Here is a 21,631-nt window from a genome sequence, read left to right as displayed (position 1 = left end):
CTACTATTGAGTTTAACGTTTCTGGTTATCAATTATTATAAATGGCAGTGCTGGAACTGGAAATAATTATTGTTAGGTCAGAAAAGAACGGACAGTTGCGATCGTCAAATTCAAATCCAGCGGCTTGCTCAAATAACCAGAAGCGCCTGCTTCCAAACATCGATCGCGGTCACCGGGCATGGCCATCGCCGTCACAGCAATCATCGGTACCGACTCCCAGACAGGATCTGCTTTAACTCGGCGCATCAACTCAAAGCCGTCAACATCCGGCAACTGAATGTCCATCAAAATCAAATCCGGCAACAACTGCGGGGCTTTAGAAGCAGCGAGAATACGATCGACCATTGCCTTCCCATTCGCGAGTATCTCTACCCCGTACCCCTCCAATTCCATCACCTCAGAAATTAACATTTGGTTAAAAGGCTGGTCTTCGACAACCAAAATCCGTTTGCTGCCAATTGGTAAAGCAATCGCAGAAGCAGGGACTAACTTGGAATCCAAAGTACAAGAAGCAAAGTCTCCCAACTGTTGACGCATCTCCGTCAAAGGCAGCCAAACCCGGAAAAGACTTCCCCGATCGCAAACAGATTGAAAAGAAACAGTTCCCCCGTGCAATTCTGCCAGACGCTTAGTCAAAGCCAAACCCAAACCTGTACCTTCGTGCCGCCTAGTCAGGGAAGAATCGACCTGTTGAAAAGGTCGAAATAGCAAGTGCCAGCGGTCTTGAGGAATGCCGATGCCGGAGTCTTTCACCTCAAAACAAAAATAAGGAGTGCTGGCATTTACAGGAGAACAATCCGGCCGGTAGTCGCCATTTATTTCACTGCCGTAGACCAGACGCCCGCTGAGTTTAACTTGTCCTTGTTCTGGGGTAAATTTGATGGCATTAGAAAGTAAATTAATCACAATTTGTCGCACTCGCCGTTCGTCGAGCAAAACTTTAGTAATGCGGTAGTCGAGTTCTAAAGACAAACCGATTCGCTTTTTGTCTGCGCGCGGCTGCATCATTTTTAGACAGTCTGTCGCGAGTTCGTGAACGCGAACCAGTTGTAAATTGAGTTCTACTTTCCCCGCTTCAATTTTAGAAAGGTCGAGAATATCGTTAATTAGCTGCAACAAGTGCTGGCCGCTTTTTTCGATCAGTTCTAAATAGTTGATTTGTCGATCGCTCAACTGTCCGGCTGTTTGCCGCAGCAGCAAGTCAGAAAAGCCGAGAATGCTGTTGAGAGGCGTCCGCAATTCGTGGGACATCGAGGCTAAAAACTCGGATTTCAACTGAGAAGAATACTCTAATTGTTCGTTAACTTGACGCAGGTTTTCTTGTGTCTGAGCCCGCTCGATCGCGGCCCCCAGAGTCCGGCAAGCAGCCTCCAGCACTTCTTGGTTGAGGGCGGTTTGCAGTTTTTTGACGTTGCGGGACTCCAGCGTCAGTACGCCAATAATTGTACCGTCCGTGGCTGCGATCGGAAAAATCCCCAGTTGTCCAATTCCCGGATGCCGAAATTCCGGCACGGCATTGGGATGTTGGTCATAATCCTCGACAAACACAGGTTGACCGGTTTTCACCACTTCCCACAGCAAACCGATGCCGTAGGGAATGCCTTGGTCGAGCAATTCTTGCATTCCTGCGACTACCGGTTCCCCGTAAGTAGCCAAAAATTTACTGGAAACTTGGTTGCAAATCGCCGCCGCTTGCCGGTCGTTTCCCTTGCCGGTAATTACCTTGACATCTCCGAAAGCTGCATTCATTGCCCCTACCAGATAGGTGAGGGCAAACTGACCTATTTCTTGCAAACAGTAAGAGTTTTGCAGGCGTTCGGTTAAACCTAAAAGAAAGCTCAGCCGCCTGACTTCTGCGTTCAAGCTAGCTTGGGAGTTTTGGTATACCGTAACATCTCTAAAGGTCAACAGCCGTCCGCCGCTGTTGGTAATCGTGGCACACACCTCCAAACAAACCCCATTAGATTGCTCGAAATAATATGATAAACTTCCATCCTGAGATTTTTCGAGTGCTTGCTGAAAGTCTTGCCACTGCTGAAGGGACAAGTAACCCCGATCGACAATTTCCGCAAACAGCAAGTGGCACTTCGGCTTTGTTGCCAGCCATTCTGGGGACAGTCCCCAGATTCCGGCCAATTTTTTGTTAAACAAAACTAAGCAGTCAGACGAGTCGAACAGAGCGATCGCATTGTCTACTTGATTGAGAATTAGTTCTTGGTCTGCCTTCAACTGCTGCCAGTCTATCTCCATTTTTTTTGTGTCTGTCGCTCTTAGTTTTGTTGTCATAACTTTCTACGGATATGGCAAGACTTATTCGATCGCCCATTATTTAATTTGACATAATCTTAGGTTTTTTGCCAGTGAGGGCGATCGATCTGTTTTGTGATCTGAGACACTTGCTAGTTTCGGAGGGCGATCGGAGCCAGCTTTGAACTGCATCGGCTACACTGCTTAATCGTGATGGAATAAGGAGGGAAAGCATTATGATAGAAGGAGAATCTTTGAATAACAATGCTCTCGAAGTTGATGACCTCTGACTTGAAACTATTGTGTCGAACCCGTGCCAAATTTACCCCTAATAAAAACTAATTATGGTGATAATACAAGAGGATATGTCAAAAGACAATCACGACCTTACCTTAAATTTTATTAGCAATAATCGGGTTACTGGAATTAGCAGGTCAAGCAACTGTTCCGTGCAATAAAAGAGGGTAAGGTACGCCCTAAGCACGCGAAGGAAGTGATATCAGTTTCAAAAAAGCAACTGTAGACCCGCGAACCCAACCCATACAGAAGCAGTTATTCCCAATAGTTTAATCTAAAATCGTTCGACAGAGCGCTAACGCCGAAGTCTCAAATAAAAAATGATATGAGTTATTGCGATCGCACTTAAGGGTAAGGTGCGCCATCAGCGCCCTACAAATGTGATTAAGTGCGATCGGACTTAATGTTTCTTAGGATTTTTGGGAAAAGGAATGCCCAAACTTTCGTGAAAAACAAGCTGAGTTTTATAAGTCAAGCGCCGGTTAACTTGTTTGATGATTTTTTCCAAAAGCGCATCGCCGGTTTTTTCTATCAAAGGTTGAGACATCGATCGAATAAACTTGGGAAAGCAAACTCCCACAGCCAAATCCAGCTTCCACGTAGCACTGGTAATCGCAGGCGGCAGCTTAGCACGTTCCGACGCAGGCCAATCGGCGGCAAACTCCTGAGACGGTATTTCCACTAGCTTCATTGCCGATCGAAAATCCACTTCATACCCGGGCGAGGTATAATTCGGAACTGGAACAGTCTTAATCAAATAGCAGCCTTCAGCGTCAGGCGGCAGCAACTCTAAACCAATTCTCGCCTCAACGCGGTAGCCAAAAGCCCCAAAACGGCCGATTAACAAATCATAGCCGTTTTCTCCGATCGGCTGGGCCTTCATCGGCCAAGCGCACTGGCAAAACCAACTCTTGTGGTTGTTCAAATGCTTCGCCACCGTCTGGGCATCCGCGTACATCTCCATGCTGTCTTCAAAATATGCGTGAAACCAAATCGGCTCAACTTCCTCTACTGCATCGGCACTCGCACTTTCGGGCTGTCGGAAACTCATATCTGGGTAGTAATTTTTGTCAGAAGCTTCAAAATTTTGATATTCAGCGGAATCCTGCTTCATCCTATACTCTCCTGTAATACGCACCGATCGGGCTGGGGATGTGTTCAGGAAGTTTCCTCCCTACAATTGAGAAATCGATAGTAACAAAACTTACCCCTTGTTCAGCATAACTCGACTTATGAAAGCATTTGTAGCAGGAGCCACAGGTCAGACTGGCCGCCGAATCGTCGCAGAATTAGTCAAGCGAGGCATTCCGGTGCGCGCCTTAGTCCGAAATTTAGAGACAGCTAAGCAGATTTTACCACCGGAGGCTGAGTTAGTGACCGGGGATGTATTAAATGCGACTTCCCTGGGCGATGCCATCGGCGATAGTACGGTGTTGCTGTGCGCGACAGGGGCGGCCCCTGGTTTTGACCCGACAGCGCCTTACAAAGTGGATTTTGAAGGTACTAAAAATTTGGTGGATGCAGCTAAGGCTAAGGGCATTGAGCATTTTGTGCTTGTGACTTCTCTGTGCGTCTCTCAGTTTTTTCACCCGCTGAATTTGTTCTGGCTGATTTTGGTTTGGAAGAAACAAGCTGAGGAGTATTTGCAAAAAAGCGGCTTGATTTATACGATCGTCCGTCCGGGCGGTCTCAAAAATGAGGATAATTCAGATGCGATCGTCATGGGGAGTGCGGACACAATGTTTGAGAGCAGCATTTCCCGCACCAAGGTAGCCCAAGTGTGCGTGGAAGCGTTGTTTCTGCCGAATTCTCGCAACAAGGTTGTGGAAATTGTCGCTAAGTCGGAGGCTCCGCACAAGAGTTTTGAGGAGTTGTTTGCCAGTGTGATTTGATTGAATTAGGCTCGCTTGGGTTCCGTGCGTCAGACAAAAAACACTTTGATGTGGGTCAAAGATTGGGGCTGACGCACCCCACACCAATTTTCCGATCGCCAAATCTGGCAAAATCTTAGTAGTTTTACTGTTCGCCGTTGAAATTTCCCTCTCTCAGCATGAAAACTCTCAAGTGGCCAGCTTGGTTCCCCTATCCGATTTCGTGGTTAAGGGCATTTGCTCTCGCTCAGAGTTTTAGTTTTGTCCTTCGCAGGGGCATTCCTTTTGTCAGCGACGATATCGGCTTTCTGACTCTACTGCTGGCGGCTTGGTTGATTCAGTTGCCTTTGTTTTTTGTTTTTCATTTGTTCGCCGTCAAAATCTTAAATCCCTTACTAATTATGCTGCTGGGCAGCTTTGGCGTTGCGCGCAAGTTCAAGGGCCGGCACATTGGTATTCGATCGCACTTGCGAGAAGGCTTGAATGCTTTAGTAGTGCTTTTTTTTGCATTTAATCTGTCGCTGCTGGTGCAAATTGCTATTTTTTATTGGCCCGCGCGATCGATCGATCCGGCTCAATTACTCACAGGAATATCTACTCTGACAAATGTTGCGGTAGCCAGTGAATTCGATTTCTGGCTGAGTAAATTGGCGGGGGCTTTATCGAGTTTAATGCTGTTAGCCGCGCCGCTATATCAATACGATTTTCGGGTGCGACGGATGCGGGTGGCTCGAAAATTAGCCGAAATTGCGGAAATGGAAATGACTTTGCTCGAAGCTGAGAAATTGAGCCGTCGAAAAAGGGGTTTGCTGAGGCGATCGGAAATTCAAATCCTCGGATTTCTACTTTTAATCGGCGCTGTGATTGGCGGCGGTGTTTTTTTGGTTGCTAATTTGCCGGGAAATCAGCAGTTTTCGCAGTCGCGGAGTGAGGTGAGAAAATTTCCGCCGCTGGCTATGAAAACCGGCGATCCTTACATTCGAGCGCTAATGCGAACTATTTCTGCTAGCGAGTCGAATGTTGCTCGACCTTATCACGTTGTTTACGGTGGCAAATATATATTAGATTTGAGCCGCCATCCTGACTGGTGCGTGAAGATTGTTAATGGCCCGAATCGAGGCAAGTGTACTACCGCAGCGGGCCGCTATCAATTTCTGACTACGACTTGGAAGGAGAAGGCTAAGCGCTATCAGGGCCGTCGTGCTAATTTTTTATTCTGGGAAGATTACAGTTTTGAACCAGAAGATCAGGATGCTGTGGTTTATGCTTGGTTGAGCGATCGCAAGTTTTGGAAAGCTGATATTTCAGAGATGCTGCGGCAGGAAAGATTAACTGAGGTATTGCGGATGCTTTCGGGAACTTGGACGAGTTTGGGATATGGAATTGAGAACAATTCTATGAGTTCTAGTTTGCCGAAAGTCTATCGGGAAATGCTGCTGGAAGAATTGGAAAATGCTGGTTCTTAGGGAGTTAAATCTTCACTGTTGACGGTTGAATGTTAACTGTCAACGAATGTTATTGGTTATTAACAAGCCAAAATGCTTAAGAAATAACCCCTAACAAGTAACGAGTAACTAATCCTTCAATTTTGGTAAAAATGCTGTCAAACATTTGTACAATTCTAATCCCGGCCCTGCTTGCAGCGGATAAAGCTTGTCGAAATTAATGGGGTTTCCCGGTGCTAATTTCCACTCGGTTTGCTGTGCTGTTTTCGGGAAAATTTCGGTCGCTACCGTGATGTTAATAATGTTGTTCTGCTGGGGGATTCCCCGAAAGCAGTAACTTTTTCCCGTGCGTTGGTCGGAATCGCTGCCGGTGATGTATTTGTCTTGTTTGCGAAATTGAATTTCTCGAAAAGGTCGATCGATCCCAAAGGAGTCTCGGTAGCGGTAGTCTCCATCGGGCAAGCTTTGCACATTCGGTCTAATTTGAGCTATAACTGTTGGTGCTACAAGGGGATGCAGTACAAAAAACATAGGTAAAGAATGATAACTTGTAGGGGCAGCTTTTACCAACTATCAGTGCCTAAGACCAATCATCTCATAAACCCGCCCCCGCACAACGATAAATCGCCATTTACGTCTTTCAAAATACAAGGTGCCGGTTTCACCAGATATATTTTAGGTAGCTAATAGTATAGATAAACCAGCCCCCTGCCGACCGCATAAAATATTGTCAAAAACATGAAAAAATTTCAATCTCAGTCTTTAATTTTGTGGCGGCAAGTGGGAGGCGTGGCAGCTTTGCAGGGAGCAATTACTCTGACTTGGATGCTTTACCGACTGTATTTGCCTCAACTTTTAGCGGGATTTGGTTTTGCGGGATTCGACAGGGGTATCGGAATTTTAGAGGATTCTTTGGCCATTGCGATCGAACCTTTTGCTGGCTGGCTTTCTGACAAGCAGCGTCGCTGGATGGGAACTCGTTTTCCGCTAATTGTTGTCGGCACTATTCTGTCGTCGGTGCTATTTATTGCGATCCCGGCTATTTTTATTTTCGGCAATCCAGTCTCGCCCCTGCGCTGGATTTTGCCTGCGGTAGTAGTAGCTTGGGCGGTGGCAATGGCGATGTTTCGATCGCCTGCAGTGTCGCTGTTGGGCCAATATGCAACTCAAAGCCAGTTGCCCCAAGCCATGAGTTTGTTGGTGCTTGTAGGGGGATTGGTTGGGGCGGCAAGGCCTGTTGCAGGAGATTTTATTCTGAGTTTGGGGTCAGCTTTTGCTTTTGCTATTGCTTCGTTGGTATTGTTGGGTGCGGTGGCTTTTTTGCGATCGGTTAATCCTGATGTTGCGCTGTCAGAATTGCCTCCGGATACTGCAATTTCCGAGAGAGTTTCTATCACAGCGCTGGGGTTAACTGCGGTGACGGGAATGGCTGTGGCTTGGGGAACTCGGGCGATGGGGGAACGGATTTTGCCCCATGTTTTCCAAACTCAAATCGCCGATGTTGATAGTAAGTTTTTAATGGCGGGATTTACTTTGGCTTTAGCTGTTGCTTCTTTGCTGGCTGGCGTGATTGCGGTGCGCTTGGGAAACCAGCGGATGCTGTTGGGTGGATTGGTAGCAACGGCTATTTTGCTGTTAGCAATGGTTTTTAGTCAGGGGTTGGTGATGGTGGCGGCGATTGTTTTGGCTGTGATTTTTACCAACAGTTTGATTGCTACTGGTACAGTTCCTTTTGCTTTGTCTCTGGTACCTCCGCGCAGAGGAGGATTCGGCGTAGGGTTGTATTTTGGCGGTTTTTCCCTGGGGATGAGTTTATACTCTGTGGTGTTTGTGGTACCAAACGCGATTCCTGCTGTTACAACGGCGATTGTGGGGGCGATCGCCTTTTTGATTGCTGGTGTCTGTGTCGTCGCGGGCGATCGGCTGAAACAAACGCGCGCCGTGTAACAAATTAATAAAAGCTGTTAAGCAGTTTAAGTTGATCCCTCGCTATCATGAATAATTATTTCATGCTTTCATCTCTGTTAACTATCTGAGTAATAATATAAAAATACAGCAAGCCCTGAGAATTTTTACGGGCGCATATTTAGGGATTAATTGACTATACTGCGAGGATACTGCTATGTTTTGCGTGACGCGAGAAACCAAAAATTTAGGGCGGGTTGAAACCGGAAATTCGGAACGGCGAGACTCTATCACCTCTGCGTCCAAAAGTATCCATATTGTCGGATCGCGAGTTTACAAAGATGATGCTTTGGTGTCTGCAACGCTGGCGGGACTGCCAAGTCTTTTGGCATCCCTCGAAAGCTTTCGCGATCAGTAGAACTTGGCATTTTCTCTTGCTATATATGGCACCTTGAGGTTGGTGATAGCGGCTGCCAACCAAGCAGGGGCTGTTTTGAATGCACCTGAAATCCTCCTCGATTTGAGTAGAGTTTTGCTGTGCTGAACTATTGCGGGACGCAGAAACCTGGTTGTTTACAACACAAAAACATTTTTACAGCCGTTTTTTCTGGTATAAAAACCAGGTTTCTTTGTTTTTTCTCCGTAAGTCTTGTGTTAACAAAATTTATTTGTCAGTGTCATCGGGTGCGATCGATGCCTCTACCTCTTGGGAGGAACGGCTTAACATAGAGTCGTGCAGGTGTTCGCTGTGCTGCCTTTCTTGAGCCATTAATTCTCTGGCTTTTTCTTCAGCAATTCCCTCCCGAGGTGTTTCTAGCTCGTGGGAGGAACGGTTGAGCATAGATTCTTGCAAGTGTTCGCTATGCTGCCTTTCTCGTGCTATTAGTTGTCTAGCCTGTTCTTCTGCGTTCATGAGTAATTTCTCCAACTGCTGGTTAGAACCGATTATATTAAACTGCCACAATTTGAGGGTAAATGTAGCAAGATTAACATAAAATTTTACAAAAATTTGTAGGAGAAAATTTTGAGTTTGCTGGCGGTGGGTATCGGGATCGGTGGTTGCCGAGCTAATTATTGCCAGACGCCGGAAAAGATATTTTTGACTGCGATCGCAATTCGATTTAAGTCTTCTTTCAGCAGCGGCGGCCAAGAAACTCCTCTGCGGAGTCCAGCTTCAAATTGCAGTAAACTTTCTACTGACAGTAAATGCAGTGCCGAGATTAATTGCCGATCGAGCATTGGAGATTCTTGCAGGCCCTCAAACAATATTTTTAAAGCTAATAAAATCGATGTCACTTGTCCGGGTACGGGCGGCTGACCTTGTTTGAGGCGCATCAGGAAGGCGTCGGGATTTTTCTTGGTTTCGAGGGCGGTTCCTTGGTCGATCAGAAAACTGCGGGCTGTTTTGTAATCCATTTGACGTGCGATCGATCTCTTGCAATTAATTAGCTGGCATTATATCACTTTTTGTCTCGCTCAATTTGGTAATATATTTCGATACAGGCTAAACTACAGCTACTCGTGAGGTGCGCCAGCCCTGTACCCGAAAGCTAATCGTGAGGTCGCGTCCTGTACCCGAAAGCTCTCGTAAGGTGCGCCGAAGAGCACCCTACAACTACTCTTGGTAGTTATAGGTGGGTTTTACAGAACGGAAAAATAAAACAATGGCAAAACGGCAGGGAAAGAGCATAAAATCAAAAATTTACCGCTACTTGTGGCTGCTTTTTTTGTGTGTGAGCTTTCTGTTAGTTCCGCTCATCAAAATAATCGCTGCCGATACGCCATTTCCCCCACCCGCCCCTATTGAAAATAATGCTACTTTTGGAGCAAGAATTCAAAGGACAATGGGGCTACTTGCGACTAGCACTCCAACAGAACGCCGGCAAGTGCGTATCCTATTCTACGGTCAATCCATCACTCAGCAAGATTGGTGGAAAGATGTAGCGAAGGATTTGAGACAGCGATTTCCCTATGCAGATTTGATTGTGGAAAATCGGGCGATCGGAGGATTTTATGCCCCTATTTTAATCCGTCCCAGCGAACACGATTTGTATCCTTTTTATCCAGATTTGCTAATTTTTCACGTCTACGGAGGCGGTGAAGATTACGAAGCCATAATTGCCAATGTCCGCAGCCGCACTGCTAGCGAAATACTCTTGCACTCAGACCACATCGATTGGATGCCGACAGGCAGCAGCGACGACCCAGAACAAGTAAACAGATACGAATGGCACAACACTCATTCTACTCAATGGCTGCCTGAGTTGGCCGATAAATACGGCTGCGAAATCGCCGAAATTCGCGAACCTTGGCGCAGGTATTTGAAAGATAATCGCTTGCAGCCAAAACAGCTATTGAGCGATGAAATTCACCTCAACGATTGGGGAAATTTTCTGCTAGCTGCTTTGATAAAACCGCACCTGCGATACAACCCAAATTCTCCTCAACCGCAGCACGATTTAGTGAAAACCTATACAGTTGGCAGCGATGTTAAGTGGCAAGATGGGAAGTTGGTTTTAGAATTTGAAGGAAATAAAATAGATGCGATCGCCGATCCAACCTTCAACGGCAACGCAATTTCTGCTAGAATTGCGATCGACGGCAAAAAACCCTCAGAATTCCCTGAACTTTACAGCATCACCAGACCTAGCGTTAGTCTTGGCGTCGCTTGGCCGGCTATTCTCCAAGTATCCAGCCAAAAACCGCTAATCGTCGAAGATTGGAAAGCCGTAATTACTGAGATTAACAGCGACGCCAGCAAGTTTAAATTTGACGTTGTAGGTTCTAAAACAGGTTACGACGGCAGCGGTACAAACGGCGAACTTTTTATCTCAAACTCTGGCCGCGTCGTGATTGAAGCGAGAAACTGGTGGCTGAAAAATGCCTATGAATACTCTAAAAAACAGACGCCTAAAGGCTTTGAGATTTCCTGGCAGGTGCGGCCGATGTTTGTTGATTCATACGTTCCGCCAAAGATTGCAGATTCAAGCCGCGAATACCCTACAACATTAGCTCAGAATTTGAGCAACTCCAAACACATCCTCGAAATCGTCCCCGAAACTGACGGGAAAGTTCCAATTAAAGCAATTCGAGTGTATCGCCCTCCTTTCTCCAATCTAAAGTCTCAAGTTGAGAGTTTTAAACCGCAGATATCAGCGGATGAACGCTGATGAACGCTGATGCAAATTTATCAGAGTTTATTTGCGTTCATCTGCTGTTAAAAAAATCTTCATATTATTTTATAGCAATCCTGGTAGCAATCGGGTTGATGATTGTTCAAACCCTTAATATTTAAGCATCTTGAACGAAAGCATCCAGGATACAAGCCCGCGGATTCATCCGTCCAGAAATAAAAAACCTGTATCCCAATACGCTTGGGTTAGCGCTTTCAGACGAATTTCATTTCACGCATTTATGAGAGTTCCCGACTTGTGAAAGGAAATCAGATTATTCTTATCTGAACCGTATTGACGTGTATCCGATGAAACTTGCCCCCCGAGTTTACCCCTGGGGTCAATGCTTCAATTCTTTAATCTAAAATCTAAAATCTAAAATCTAAAATCGATTGACTCCGGCTATAATCGCCAAGATTATCAACTTTTCGGAATCCCCAACTCGTGAAATATCAACAGCGATAAAAACAAATCCGCGACAAAAATAAACACCCAAGAAGTTACCACCGCCGCCGTTGCAGCTTTGCCTACTCCTTTACCTCCGCCCGTCGTCGTCAAGCCCCAACCGCAACCGACAAGGGCAATTATCAACCCAAAAATAAAACTTTTAATCGCCACAGTTACTAAATCCCAAGGCCCCAAAAAAGTCCGCACCGATTCCAAAAATACCGACGGTTCCAAATTGTAAAAATTAACCGCCACAAACAGCCCGCCCAAAATCCCCACCGCTACCGCAAAAATTGTTAAAATCGGCAGCATGATGCAGCAAGCTATCACCCTCGGCACTACTAAATAATCAACCGGATTTGTTCTCAACATATACAGGGCGTCTATTTGTTCCGTCACCTGCATTTCTCCAATCTCCGCCGCAAAGGCAGAACCTACTTGTCCCGCCACCACGCCCGCCGTTAAAAGTGGTGCTAATTCGCCGCAAAATGCCATAGCAAAAGCACCTCCCACCGCCCCAACCGCCCCAAAGCGAACCAATTCTCTGCCGGATTGAATGGTAAAAATCATACCGGCAAAAAGGGCTATTAGCAGCACGGAATGCAAAGAACCCAGGCCTACTGTTACTAAATGTTCCATGATTTGGCGGCGGTCAATTTTGCCTTGGAGTATGCGCAGCAGCACTTGGCCGCCCAGGAACAGCGTCACTAAAAACCGCTGAAACCACCTGTTATTGAAGGTTTCATCTAGAGGTCGATCGTGTTCTTGGTATTTTTTAACCAATGACTGAGGGCTCGCGATTAATTGCAAACAGGGCGAAGAACCGCCACCTACAGATTTTTGGCAATCCTACAGCAATTATTCCACGATTTGTCAACATATATTTTCAGTCTGCCTGCCCTGCAGTTGGTACGCTATACTTTTTTAGATTTGAGATTGGCACTGATTGATTCTGCGGTAATCATCACTAATTTCCAAATCTCAAATCTCAAATCTCAAATATTATGACTATTCGGCAAGCAACAAGTCGATAAACTTATCCAACTGTTCATTATATTTTTCGGCTTGATCCTTGCCAATTCTCAGCAGTTCCGATATCTTCTCTTCCGAGGCATCATCCATCGGCAGCGGTTGTTCGCGGTTCAAATCTGGACTAATTCTCAAATATTGATTCGGTCTTTCAACCGCATCATAAATTTGGATTATTTGATAATTTACAGTTTCAGCAACTCCGGTCATCATGATATTAATCAAAGGCTCAACCCACTCAACTTGACCCCAATTTTTCACTTCTTCGTAGGGGAATTTTTTCTGAGCTTCTCCCGTCCCCAAGGATAAAATTACCATATCTTTTGCTGTCGGGCCTTTGTCGCGGCGATCGTCTGGAATTCTGAATTTATTTCTAACTTCTGCATAGGCACAAAGTGCCGGATTGTTTGCGAATACTCCCCCGTCAATTAAAGCGTAGCGTTCGTTAGTCAAAGAGTAGATTTTTGGAACTTCAAAATAAGAGGGAGCGGCAGATGTGGCTCTGGCTATATCTCTGATAAAATAGTCTTCTGCTGGATATTGTTGAGCATCTATTCGATCGAAAAAGTGAGCTTTTCTCCTTTCGATGTCGTAACTGGAAATTAAACAAGGTTTTAGCAGTTCGCTGAGTTTGCAATCTCTAAAGTTTTCCCAAAATAATTTTTCTAAGCGATCGCTCGCATATTTCTCATCTATCAAACCGTCTATAGATCTGAGTTTTTGCCAAAATGAACTCTTAAAAACGTCGCGGCCGCTTTTAATCGAAAAATTAACGGCGTCTTGGGCAGACCACCGAGGTCTGCTGGGATTTTCAGGATCGGGACACAAATAGATGCAAGTTAAAATTCCTCCCGCACTCGTGCCGGCGATTAAATCAAAATAGTCAGCTATTCTCGCATCTGGGTTGCCGCTTTTCTGTTGCAGCTTTGACTCAATGGTAACTCCTACTTGCGCGGGGATAATTCCTCTAATTCCGCCTCCATCTATGGATAAAATTCTGGTATATTTAGCCATAATAGTTGTCTGTATTGTTGTCTATTCTCGATGTTTGGTCGCTTCCTAATTTCAAATCCCTAAGCCTCGCAATTCCTGCACCGCTCAATCTCTACTCTCAAATCTCAAATCTAAATTTAATTGGCGGGCTGCGATCGTATAGCGAAAAATGTATTCTACAATTTCTACGTAATTGTAGGCAGCCGCTGGCGAGTCTGCCCAGACTGTGATCCCGTGATCGCGAATTAACAAAGCGGGTACAGAGGGCGCACAAATAGCAAAAAATTCGCAAATTTCCTTGGCTATTTTAGGGACTTCCAAATAATTTGCAAATAGGGGTATCGCCACCTGCGGGTTTTCCTCCCATACCCCCAAACCTTTCAGCATTTCGATCGCGGGTAAAGGCACTGCATCTCCTGTTGTTAGGCGAGAAACTAAATTTGCCTCGATGGAGTGCACGTGATAGCAAGCTTTAGCGTCTGGAAAACAATTGTAAACGGCTAAATGAATGCTGGTTTCGGCCGAAGGGCGGCTGTCGGGAACAGGTTGCTCGACAATTGCGCCGTCTGAGCTCATTCTGATAAAATCTTCTTCAGTTAACTGCCCTTTCGCGCGACCGCTAGCAGTAATCCAAAAACTGCCATCTGGTAAGCGGGCTGAAAGATTGCCAGCAGTACCAACCATCCAACCGCGATCGTAAAAATGTTTTGCTGCTGCTATTAAATCCGATCTCAAATCGCCGCTCATTCTTTACAAATCCTCAGCTTTTAATCTACTTTTTACGTTAATTAGGAATTGCGCTGGCTTATCTAAACGCAGGGTGCGCGCTGCAGACCTTATATAAAATCCGGTAGCATCGGACTTATATGCACGGGGGCGGGTTTATTATATTGTCTGTTACGGGCAATTATTGTTGGTGAACCCGACCCTACAAAATTTAACATCATACAATACCGATGCAAACGGAATTTATATTACCTGAGAAAGGCGATAGTTTCATTTCCATTTCTCGGACAAACTTTCCAACACATCAAAAAAATTATCCCATTTAGTATAAGGCTTTTGTTGTTCGTCTAGATACTGGGCAAGCCGATCGCGCGCAAACACCGACGAAGCCTGCAAAGCCATATTAAAATCCGTCAGCGAATCTCCGATTGCCACCTGTTCCTCGGCGGGGTGCTGCCCCATCACCCGCACCTTAGACACCAATTCCTCATCTCCTTCAAACTTAGAATTGACTTGCAAGTGAGGGCCGCTAGCGTCCACATCCACAGCGTAAATAACCCTCGCCCGGTGTACCAAATCGCCCATTACCGTCTCTACCATGACCCGAAGACCGCCGGACACGATCGCAAAATCTACCTTTTTCTCGTCCAAAAAATCCAGCAATTCCAACAATCCCGGCCGCATCAGCCTTCCCCTAGAAAACTCCACAATTTCCCCGTAACATTCCGAGGGAATAGACTCTAGTATTTGCCGCACTCCCGATCGCAAACTCAGCCTTCTAGCGTATATTTCAGGCATCAGTTGAGACGACAATTCCGGTGCGAAATGCTTGAGCATTGCCACAAAAGTTTCTTCAACGGTTATCGTCCCGTCAAAGTCGCAGAATACCACCCGTTGCTGACTGTTCGGGATAGTAGATTTTTGCTTGTTATCGGTCATTGCCAGTCGCACCTTTCGAGAACGGGAAAAGTTTACACAATTCATCGTACACTGTCGAGCGACTGAGCGCGACGGCTAACAACTAATAGCGACACCCTGTTTGTTGGCAATTGCCCGCAGGATTTTATGCAGTTTCTTCGAGAGAATCGTCGAGGGAATCTTCGAGAGAATCGTCGTCGAGAGAATCGTCGTCGAGAGAATCTTCGTCGTCGAGAGAATCTTCGAGGAATGCTTCTACATCCTCCTTTGGGTTTTTTGTCTTTTGAGGGTTAGACTTAGCCGGCAAACAGATTAAATTATCATCCTCAGTATTAATCAAACCTTTGGATCGCAACTTACCCATCAGCCGCGTCACCGTCACCCGCGTTGAGCCGATTGCGCTGCCAATTTGAGCGTGAGTCAATGTCCAAGGCAGCCGGTAGCCCCGAACCACATCCGGTTCGCCCTCACCTACGTAAGGTTCGCCGAACTCTTCGATTAACAAAGTGAGAAATCCCAGCAGTCGGTCGATCGTCCGGCGCTGCCCCAAAGTGCTCAGCCAGAGAAGTTTCCGCTGGTGCTGGTAGCGAAACGCATCCAAAATTTCCCTGCGAAAGTGAGGCCAATTATCCAAGTCGTGCCAGTACATCCACACTACGTGAGTTTGATCGGCATGGGCGTAAGCTTGGAGAGTAAACGGAGACTGAGCAACCAGTTCAAAAGGCTGACCGGCGCCGACGAAGCCCAAAAAAGCTTCTTCTGTAGTTTTGTCAGCAGATTTTGACTTCGCCCCTGCGGCGCTAACTTGAGCGCTGCCTACGAGCCGCACAGAACCTTTCTGGACTAAATACAGCAGTCCGGGTCTTGCGGGAATCCGCTCGTCTTTGCTAAAAGTCCGGCAGCGGTAGTGTTCCTGGGCCCAGTCGATAATTCGCTGCCAAGTGATAAAAGGTCGATCGATAGTCTCTAGAGGTGTGGAAGTTGATTGCATAGGTGAGGCTCTGGGATATATTTAATCAGTGAGAAAAACGGTTTTTGCTAGCAGCGCGATACAAAGTGAGACAGCCAACCCCCGATCAAGCTTGCACGCTTCTTAACTGTGCTGATTTTTCTTTGTTTTACCGAAACATTCAATGTAACAAAAAATACATCAAAATGGTATAGATCGGCAAAAAATTTGTCGTAAATTTATTGTAGTATTTAGCCCAAAAATCGCTATAGAGCAGATTAATTCGATGTAGCCCCGTCCGAGGGAGTCGATCGAGCATCTCTGACATCAGCGGTTTAACGTACAACAACAGTGCAAGCGGTAACAGTCAACCGCCCCTGTTACCGCAGGATCGGCCGATATGGATACAGCAAATATCTCGCAGTGCCCAGAACTTACAGTGAAGTGTTTCTTGTTTTCAAGGTTCCAAAGGGCGATCGCCCAGCAAGAAACACTAGGGAAAATTCCGTTAAATCTCATAGGTGGCACCATTCTCAAGAACAGGCAAGATGCCTGTTTTACAACAAGTGAATTTGATTGTGGGGTGGGCATCGAGCCCGCCCAAGATGCCTGTGAACCGAAGAGTGAATTTGATTGTGGAACAGGCATCCAGCCCGCCCATAACAAACTGATTGAGAATGGTGCAATATTTCCGTTAAATCGGAGTAAAGATAGCGCGCGGGTGCTGTACGTGTCTGCGATCGCCCTGAAATTGGCTAAAACTTGGCAGCAGACACCGCAGACAATCGCGGCACAGTTGGCCGAAACTCTCAAACCGCTGTGCTACCCAGATTTCGCCGTTAAAGTCGCGCCGGCGGGAATTATTGAGTTGGAGTTGACTGATGCAGGTTTAGCCGTCTGGTTGCAGCGTTTAGCTCAAACCAACCTCCCAGTTCCAGAATCTAGAATATTATCTCCTGTTGTGTCAGCCGATCGGCTGTTTCCCATTCAGTACAGCCACGCGCGCTGCTGTTCACTGCTGCGAATGGCCCACCGCGATCGGATAATTGCGATCGCCCAGCCCGATCTCGCTACAGCGCCGCAAATTTGGTTGCTGGCGAGTCCAAATCCTATCCCTTGGATTGACGAGGGCGATCGACTGCGGTTAGTGCATCCAGCAGAACGCAGTTTAATATCGCAACTGTTAACAGTGTTAGATAATTTATATCCTAATTTTGACGTAAAAAAACTCGAAAAACCAGTAAATTATTTCAAATTAGCCAATAGTTTGAGCGAAGCCTTTCAGATTTTTTACAGCCAGTGCCGAATTTGGGGAGAAGTTAAAACAGAACAGCCAAAACTCGCCCAAGCCCGATTGGGTTTAATCTTAGCAAGTCAATCTTTGTTGCGCTCGATGCTCGAAAATTTATTTAACGCTATTGCTCCTTTAGAACTTTGAATTAGTCCGAATCAAAAAATACTAATCCCAAAAATAGACTATTTTACTGTATTTTTGGCGCTGGTTACTGACTATTTTAACTTGGGAAATCGCACCGATCGAGGTGTTATTTTTTTCAGCTTAAATGAATCTCAAACAAATCGCGAGAGCCAGTAACTCTTTGACCGAGAAATCGCAGCAGGGCGATGCAGTTTAAAAATGTGTGAATTTTTCGCCAGCGCAGCGATAAATCCCGATCGATTTCCGGCGTAATTGCCCAGGAAAAACCTTTAACAGTGCCGCAGTGATGCCGTAATAAAAATGAGAAACCAGCCATTCATCCTCCCTGCGAAAAATCGCCTCTTGAAATCCGCAAACTACCAAACTGGCACCATTCAAAGCGGGAAATACTCCCCGGCAAAGTTTCTCTCTTGCTCGATTGAAAAATCCCAAACAAGCAATTTTTCCGGCAAAGATTAGTATAATGTTTGCCCCTTGCATCGGCGATTGGCTCCACAAATCCTTCTCCACAATACTGTTAAAATAAATAGAGTAGGCAAGGGCAATTAAGGTAACTTCGACGATCGCACCAGTGAGCAATCTGCCCAATTTTAGGTGTTCCGGGGCGACAACCGGGGGAATTTTGCTTTTGCTACCGCCAGCGGTTTGCAGCCGCTGGCGAGTCTGTCACGCGCCATTCACAACAGTGCCAATAATAGGGAACGCTACCGCTACTGCGAGGGCTGAATGGACGAGTGCCATTACATCTTCAAGTTCCAAATTGAATTGCTTGTTTATAATGCCTACTATAGTTTAATCCCTTGCAGGGAATACTTGCTCGCTGCTAACTTCTGCGATCGGCAATGTTACTGTAAATTTGCTACCGACTCCTTCGGTACTGGTAAATGTAATTTCGCCACCATGCAAATCAACGCATTTTTTGACAATGCTCAGCCCTAGTCCAGTACCGGGAATTTTAGTGACATTTTTAGCCCGGTAAAAAAAGTCAAATAGCCGTTCTTGGTCTTCAACAGGAATACCAATGCCTGCGTCTTCTACCGAGAAAGCTACCTCGGTTTTGGTGACTTTCATTTCAAGAGTTACTTGACTATTTGGGAGGGAATACTTAATAGCATTAGATACCAAATTCATCAAAATCCGCCGGAGCAAGCTTGGCTCCAAACACGCAGTCGCAAAGGGGCTGTGATTGACAAAAATCAGCCCCACCTGAGAATTTTCAGGTTTCAATTTCTGGCTGTTCTGAAACTCTTCTACTACCTCATTACAAAAGCTTCCTAAGTCTAGCGGGATGATGCAAAACGCCACTTTCCCAGACTCAACTCGGTTGATGAGCAGAACATCGTCTAATAACAAATTTATGCCTTTTGCTGCTGCTTGAGTTTTGTCTATAAGTTCTTGTTTTTTATCGTCAGTGAATTTCAATTTATACTTAGTAAGAAGTTGTGTAGTACCAATGATGAAGTTCAAAGGATTGCGAACGTCATGGGATATCATGTACAATAAAGATGTTTTGCTCTGGTTAAGTTCTTGGGCTGTTTGCAGGGAGCGATCGAGTTGGTCGTGAGACAATTTTAGGGTTAAAGATAACTGCCGCGATCGCAACAAAATTTCCACCCGCGCTTGCAATTCTATCTTCTCAATCGGAGCTAGAATTAAATCATCTACTGTCTGCCAGAGAAATTGCGTTGCCATCCCCACATCCGACCGCGATGTAATTAAAAGAAAAGGCAGAATAACCGGATGTTCGGCTTGTTTTTTTTGGGCCACCCACTGCCAGTGGCGTTTGAGGGCAAGACCGTCAATAATACCCATGCCAAAGGATTGATTGAATTGCGATAAATCGTCAATTTCATTAGTTGAATTGGGCAGCAATACCACGTAATTAACTGCTAACCATTCTAACAAGAGGCGGCGATTTTCTTTTTGTTCGACAAGCAATAAAATTTGACTCACGGAGGTTCTCCTAGCAAGCTGTGAACAAGGCTTAGTAACTGTCTAACGGCCAAAGGTTTTATTAGTATACTGCGAGCACCGTGGTGTAAGCTTTCCTGCTGAATCACAGCGCTTTGTTTGGGCGAAAGTATTAAAAAAGGGATTTGGTGACTTCGCAGTTGTTCGCAGCAATCCCAAATCCGGCGGTCGAAACCAGAAATATCTACTAAAGCTATCCCAATGTTATGAGGCGGGTCGATCGCCAGTGCAAACTCCTCAAAGCTGGAAGCCATCATTGTCTGGTATCCTTCTTTGTGCAGAAATTGCGACAGCAGTTCCAAATTGCGCTGGTTGCGATCTACCGCCAGAATTTTTGAATTGCTAATCATCCATCGATTTTAGATTTTAGATTTTAGATTTTAGATTTTAGATAGAAGTAGGGCGCTTGTGGGCGCACCGTTCCCGTCAACTTAAGGTTAAACGTAGTATCTTCTGTTTGAATCACAATCGTCTCCCTCCCCCATACCCCCCTTAAAAATAGGGGGACAAGAGATATCAAAGCCCTCTTTTTAAGGGGGATGCGAGGGGGAGCGAGACTGCGATACAAATGAGAGAGACAGATTCTACTAATAAATTAACATTAAATTATGCAATAAACTAACTATTTCAAAATTAGCCTGGATCAGCCCAAAAAAAGCAGAAATAGCCCCGCTTCAATCTTCACTTTCTACATCCATCCAGAGCGGCGCAGCGCTCAAAATGCCGCGCACTCGCCGTATTGGTTTGCTGACTTTGATACCGTAGCGAGTAATATCGAGTTCTCGCAAACTTTTCTCGAAATTGCTGACTCGTTTTTTAATGACTCCGATCGCCTTGCAGATTTCTGTTCCAGCCGACAACTGATGTTCCAGGTAGCGTATAAACACGAGACTATCCGCCAAATAGCTAATCCCGACCTCGGTCATTCGGAAATCTCCAGCAAGAGTTTCTATTTCATTAATGAGAATTACCGTGACTCCCATATTCTTCAAATATTTGCACAAAGCGTGCAAATTGCTAACCAAATCTTGCCCCCGCATCGAAAGCTGATAGCCAGAAATACTGTCAATCATCACAATCCGCGTCTGACGATCCTCCACCTCTATGCGTACCATATTGGCAAACTCATCAGGCGAGTACAGCAAAGGTTCCACAGGTATCACCGAAAGACTTCCTTGCTCGATCATCTGCTGAACCGGTATGTTAACTGATTCGCAGCGGTGCAGCAGAGTAGAAGTTGACTCCTCAAAAATGTAAACTACCGATCGCTCTCCCCTTGCGGCTGCTTCCTTCATAAACTGAATGCCCACCGTGGTTTTTCCCACACCGCTAGGCCCGCTAATCACCGACACAGTACCCCGTTCCAATCCACCGTGCAGCATTTCGTCCATTTCAGGAATCCCCGAAGAAATCGGCTCCGAGATAAAATCCTGTTGATAATTATCCGGCAGCAGTCGCGGAAATACCTGCATTCCTGTCTCGCTCAAACGCAGCGAATGGCGGCCGTCCCGGAAGTTGGAACCCCGAAACTTGGTGACAGACACGGTGCGCCCTTCAGGCAGCAGTTCTAAATAAATTACTCCGTCGCTGATGAATTGTAAATCATCATCCGGAGCACTTGATGTGCCTTCGGAGGTGAAGACTACCGTCGCCCCCCCTTCTACTAAAAAGCGCAGAAAAGATAGAACTTGTTTGCGGAATTGGAACTCGTCTGTAGCTAAGTAGCGGAATTGAGTAATCGCATCCAAAAACACCCGCTGCGGTTTGACAGCTTGTACCTGTTCGATAATTTTTTGCGTAGTCGGTTCTCGTTCTACCTCGGAGGCGGAAAAAATGTCGTAGGTTTGAACTTCGGTAAAAAATTCTGAGGAGGGGCTCAAATCGAGGAACGGCATCGCTTCGATTTCAAAACCGAGCCATTGAGCATTGGCGCGCAGTTGGGCTTCCGGTTCTCCTAAAGTAATGAACAGCACCTTTTCTCCCAGAGCCACACCTGCAGCCAAAAAGTGAAAGCCCAGTGTAGTCTTGCCAGTACCCGGGCCGCCGCGCACCAGATAAGAGCGCTGAGGTATTAGGCCGCCGCCAATCACTTCGTTGAGACCGGTAATTCCTACTGATAATCGGTTTTCTGACATTTGTTTCTTCATGCTTACAATATCGCGCCCTTCTTAATATTTAATAGTTTTAGGCAGTCATTTGATTATTTGTTTTACCGGGCGTCT

The 21,631-nt window shown here is 45.9% G+C and carries 19 protein-coding genes and 1 pseudogene; 6 read left to right on the top strand and 14 right to left on the bottom strand.

Annotated features, from left to right (window positions below; all coding sequences use genetic code 11):
- Nucleotides 1-72: 72 nt before the first annotated feature.
- Both QUA80_RS08165 and QUA80_RS08160 read right to left on the bottom strand, forming a co-directional pair.
- Nucleotides 73-2,286, bottom strand: a complete 2,214-nt coding sequence (locus QUA80_RS08165; RefSeq protein ID WP_333423074.1) for an ATP-binding protein — start codon at nt 2,284-2,286, stop codon at nt 73-75.
- A gap of 658 nt (nt 2,287-2,944) precedes the next feature.
- Nucleotides 2,945-3,658 (bottom strand): DUF1997 domain-containing protein, encoded by a 714-nt coding sequence (locus QUA80_RS08160; protein ID WP_333423072.1) that lies wholly within the window; start codon nt 3,656-3,658, stop codon nt 2,945-2,947.
- 118 nt (nt 3,659-3,776) lie between these two features.
- On the opposite strand from QUA80_RS08160, the gene QUA80_RS08155 reads away from it, so the two are divergent.
- Both QUA80_RS08155 and QUA80_RS08150 read left to right on the top strand, forming a co-directional pair.
- Nucleotides 3,777-4,436, top strand: a complete 660-nt coding sequence (locus QUA80_RS08155; RefSeq protein WP_333423070.1) for an NAD(P)H-binding protein — start codon at nt 3,777-3,779, stop codon at nt 4,434-4,436.
- Between the two features lie 158 nt (nt 4,437-4,594).
- The gene (locus QUA80_RS08150) at nt 4,595-5,881 is read left to right on the top strand and encodes a glycoside hydrolase family protein (protein ID WP_333423068.1); all 1,287 of its coding nucleotides are present in this window, start codon (nt 4,595-4,597) and stop codon (nt 5,879-5,881) included.
- 108 nt (nt 5,882-5,989) lie between these two features.
- Here QUA80_RS08150 and QUA80_RS08145 read toward each other — a convergent pair whose 3' ends face one another.
- Nucleotides 5,990-6,391 (bottom strand): hypothetical protein, encoded by a 402-nt coding sequence (locus QUA80_RS08145; protein WP_333423066.1) that lies wholly within the window; start codon nt 6,389-6,391, stop codon nt 5,990-5,992.
- 207 nt (nt 6,392-6,598) lie between these two features.
- Here QUA80_RS08145 and QUA80_RS08140 point away from each other — a divergent pair, with 207 nt between their 5' ends.
- A complete protein-coding gene (locus QUA80_RS08140) occupies nt 6,599-7,807 on the top strand; it encodes a hypothetical protein (RefSeq protein ID WP_333423064.1) in 1,209 nt (402 codons plus the stop codon).
- Between the two features lie 175 nt (nt 7,808-7,982).
- Nucleotides 7,983-8,183, top strand: a complete 201-nt coding sequence (locus QUA80_RS08135; protein ID WP_333423062.1) for a hypothetical protein — start codon at nt 7,983-7,985, stop codon at nt 8,181-8,183.
- Between the two features lie 246 nt (nt 8,184-8,429).
- Here the strand turns inward: QUA80_RS08135 and QUA80_RS08130 are convergent, their stop codons facing one another.
- Together QUA80_RS08130 and QUA80_RS08125 are read right to left on the bottom strand one after the other, a co-directional pair.
- On the bottom strand, nt 8,430-8,678 hold the full coding sequence (locus tag QUA80_RS08130; protein WP_333423060.1) for a hypothetical protein: 249 nt from the start codon (nt 8,676-8,678) through the stop codon (nt 8,430-8,432).
- 158 nt (nt 8,679-8,836) lie between these two features.
- Entirely contained in the window at nt 8,837-9,181 is a 345-nt protein-coding gene (locus tag QUA80_RS08125; protein WP_333277670.1) for a Dethiobiotin synthetase, read from the bottom strand.
- A 248-nt stretch (nt 9,182-9,429) separates the two neighbouring features.
- Here QUA80_RS08125 and QUA80_RS08120 point away from each other — a divergent pair, with 248 nt between their 5' ends.
- On the top strand, nt 9,430-10,935 hold the full coding sequence (locus QUA80_RS08120) for an SGNH/GDSL hydrolase family protein (RefSeq protein ID WP_333423058.1): 1,506 nt from the start codon (nt 9,430-9,432) through the stop codon (nt 10,933-10,935).
- A 423-nt stretch (nt 10,936-11,358) separates the two neighbouring features.
- Here QUA80_RS08120 and QUA80_RS08115 read toward each other — a convergent pair whose 3' ends face one another.
- The 5 genes from QUA80_RS08115 to QUA80_RS08095 form a co-directional block, all read right to left on the bottom strand.
- A complete protein-coding gene (locus QUA80_RS08115; RefSeq protein ID WP_333423056.1) occupies nt 11,359-12,168 on the bottom strand; it encodes an MlaE family lipid ABC transporter permease subunit in 810 nt (269 codons plus the stop codon).
- A 225-nt stretch (nt 12,169-12,393) separates the two neighbouring features.
- Nucleotides 12,394-13,428, bottom strand: coding sequence for a patatin-like phospholipase family protein (locus tag QUA80_RS08110; RefSeq protein WP_333423054.1), 1,035 nt, complete (start codon nt 13,426-13,428; stop codon nt 12,394-12,396).
- 84 nt (nt 13,429-13,512) lie between these two features.
- A complete protein-coding gene (gene mtnB, locus QUA80_RS08105) occupies nt 13,513-14,154 on the bottom strand; it encodes a methylthioribulose 1-phosphate dehydratase (RefSeq protein ID WP_333423052.1) in 642 nt (213 codons plus the stop codon).
- Between the two features lie 249 nt (nt 14,155-14,403).
- Nucleotides 14,404-15,072, bottom strand: a complete 669-nt coding sequence (locus QUA80_RS08100) for an HAD-IB family phosphatase (protein WP_333423051.1) — start codon at nt 15,070-15,072, stop codon at nt 14,404-14,406.
- Between the two features lie 124 nt (nt 15,073-15,196).
- On the bottom strand, nt 15,197-16,042 hold the full coding sequence (locus QUA80_RS08095) for a Crp/Fnr family transcriptional regulator (RefSeq protein ID WP_445302216.1): 846 nt from the start codon (nt 16,040-16,042) through the stop codon (nt 15,197-15,199).
- A 358-nt stretch (nt 16,043-16,400) separates the two neighbouring features.
- Here QUA80_RS08095 and QUA80_RS08090 point away from each other — a divergent pair, with 358 nt between their 5' ends.
- Complete coding sequence (locus QUA80_RS08090) at nt 16,401-17,438, top strand: DALR anticodon-binding domain-containing protein (RefSeq protein ID WP_333423049.1); 1,038 nt, start codon at nt 16,401-16,403, stop codon at nt 17,436-17,438.
- A gap of 115 nt (nt 17,439-17,553) precedes the next feature.
- Here QUA80_RS08090 and QUA80_RS08085 read toward each other — a convergent pair.
- The 4 genes and pseudogenes from QUA80_RS08085 to QUA80_RS08070 form a co-directional block, all read right to left on the bottom strand.
- A pseudogene (locus tag QUA80_RS08085) lies at nt 17,554-18,059 on the bottom strand (DUF4079 domain-containing protein).
- A 171-nt stretch (nt 18,060-18,230) separates the two neighbouring features.
- Nucleotides 18,231-19,391 (bottom strand): HAMP domain-containing sensor histidine kinase, encoded by a 1,161-nt coding sequence (locus QUA80_RS08080; RefSeq protein ID WP_333423047.1) that lies wholly within the window; start codon nt 19,389-19,391, stop codon nt 18,231-18,233.
- On the bottom strand, nt 19,388-19,759 hold the full coding sequence (locus tag QUA80_RS08075; protein WP_333423045.1) for a response regulator: 372 nt from the start codon (nt 19,757-19,759) through the stop codon (nt 19,388-19,390). The genes QUA80_RS08080 and QUA80_RS08075 overlap by 4 nt, the downstream gene beginning before the upstream one ends.
- A 324-nt stretch (nt 19,760-20,083) precedes the next feature.
- Complete coding sequence (locus tag QUA80_RS08070; protein ID WP_333423043.1) at nt 20,084-21,544, bottom strand: ATPase domain-containing protein; 1,461 nt, start codon at nt 21,542-21,544, stop codon at nt 20,084-20,086.
- Between the last annotated feature and the right edge of the window lie 87 nt (nt 21,545-21,631).

It is taken from the genome of Microcoleus sp. F4-D5 (assembly GCF_036704885.1).
Taxonomy (GTDB): Bacteria; Cyanobacteriota; Cyanobacteriia; order Cyanobacteriales; family Microcoleaceae; genus Microcoleus.
Note: the sequence above shows the minus strand (reverse complement) of the source record. Positions and strands in the feature narration are given on the sequence as shown.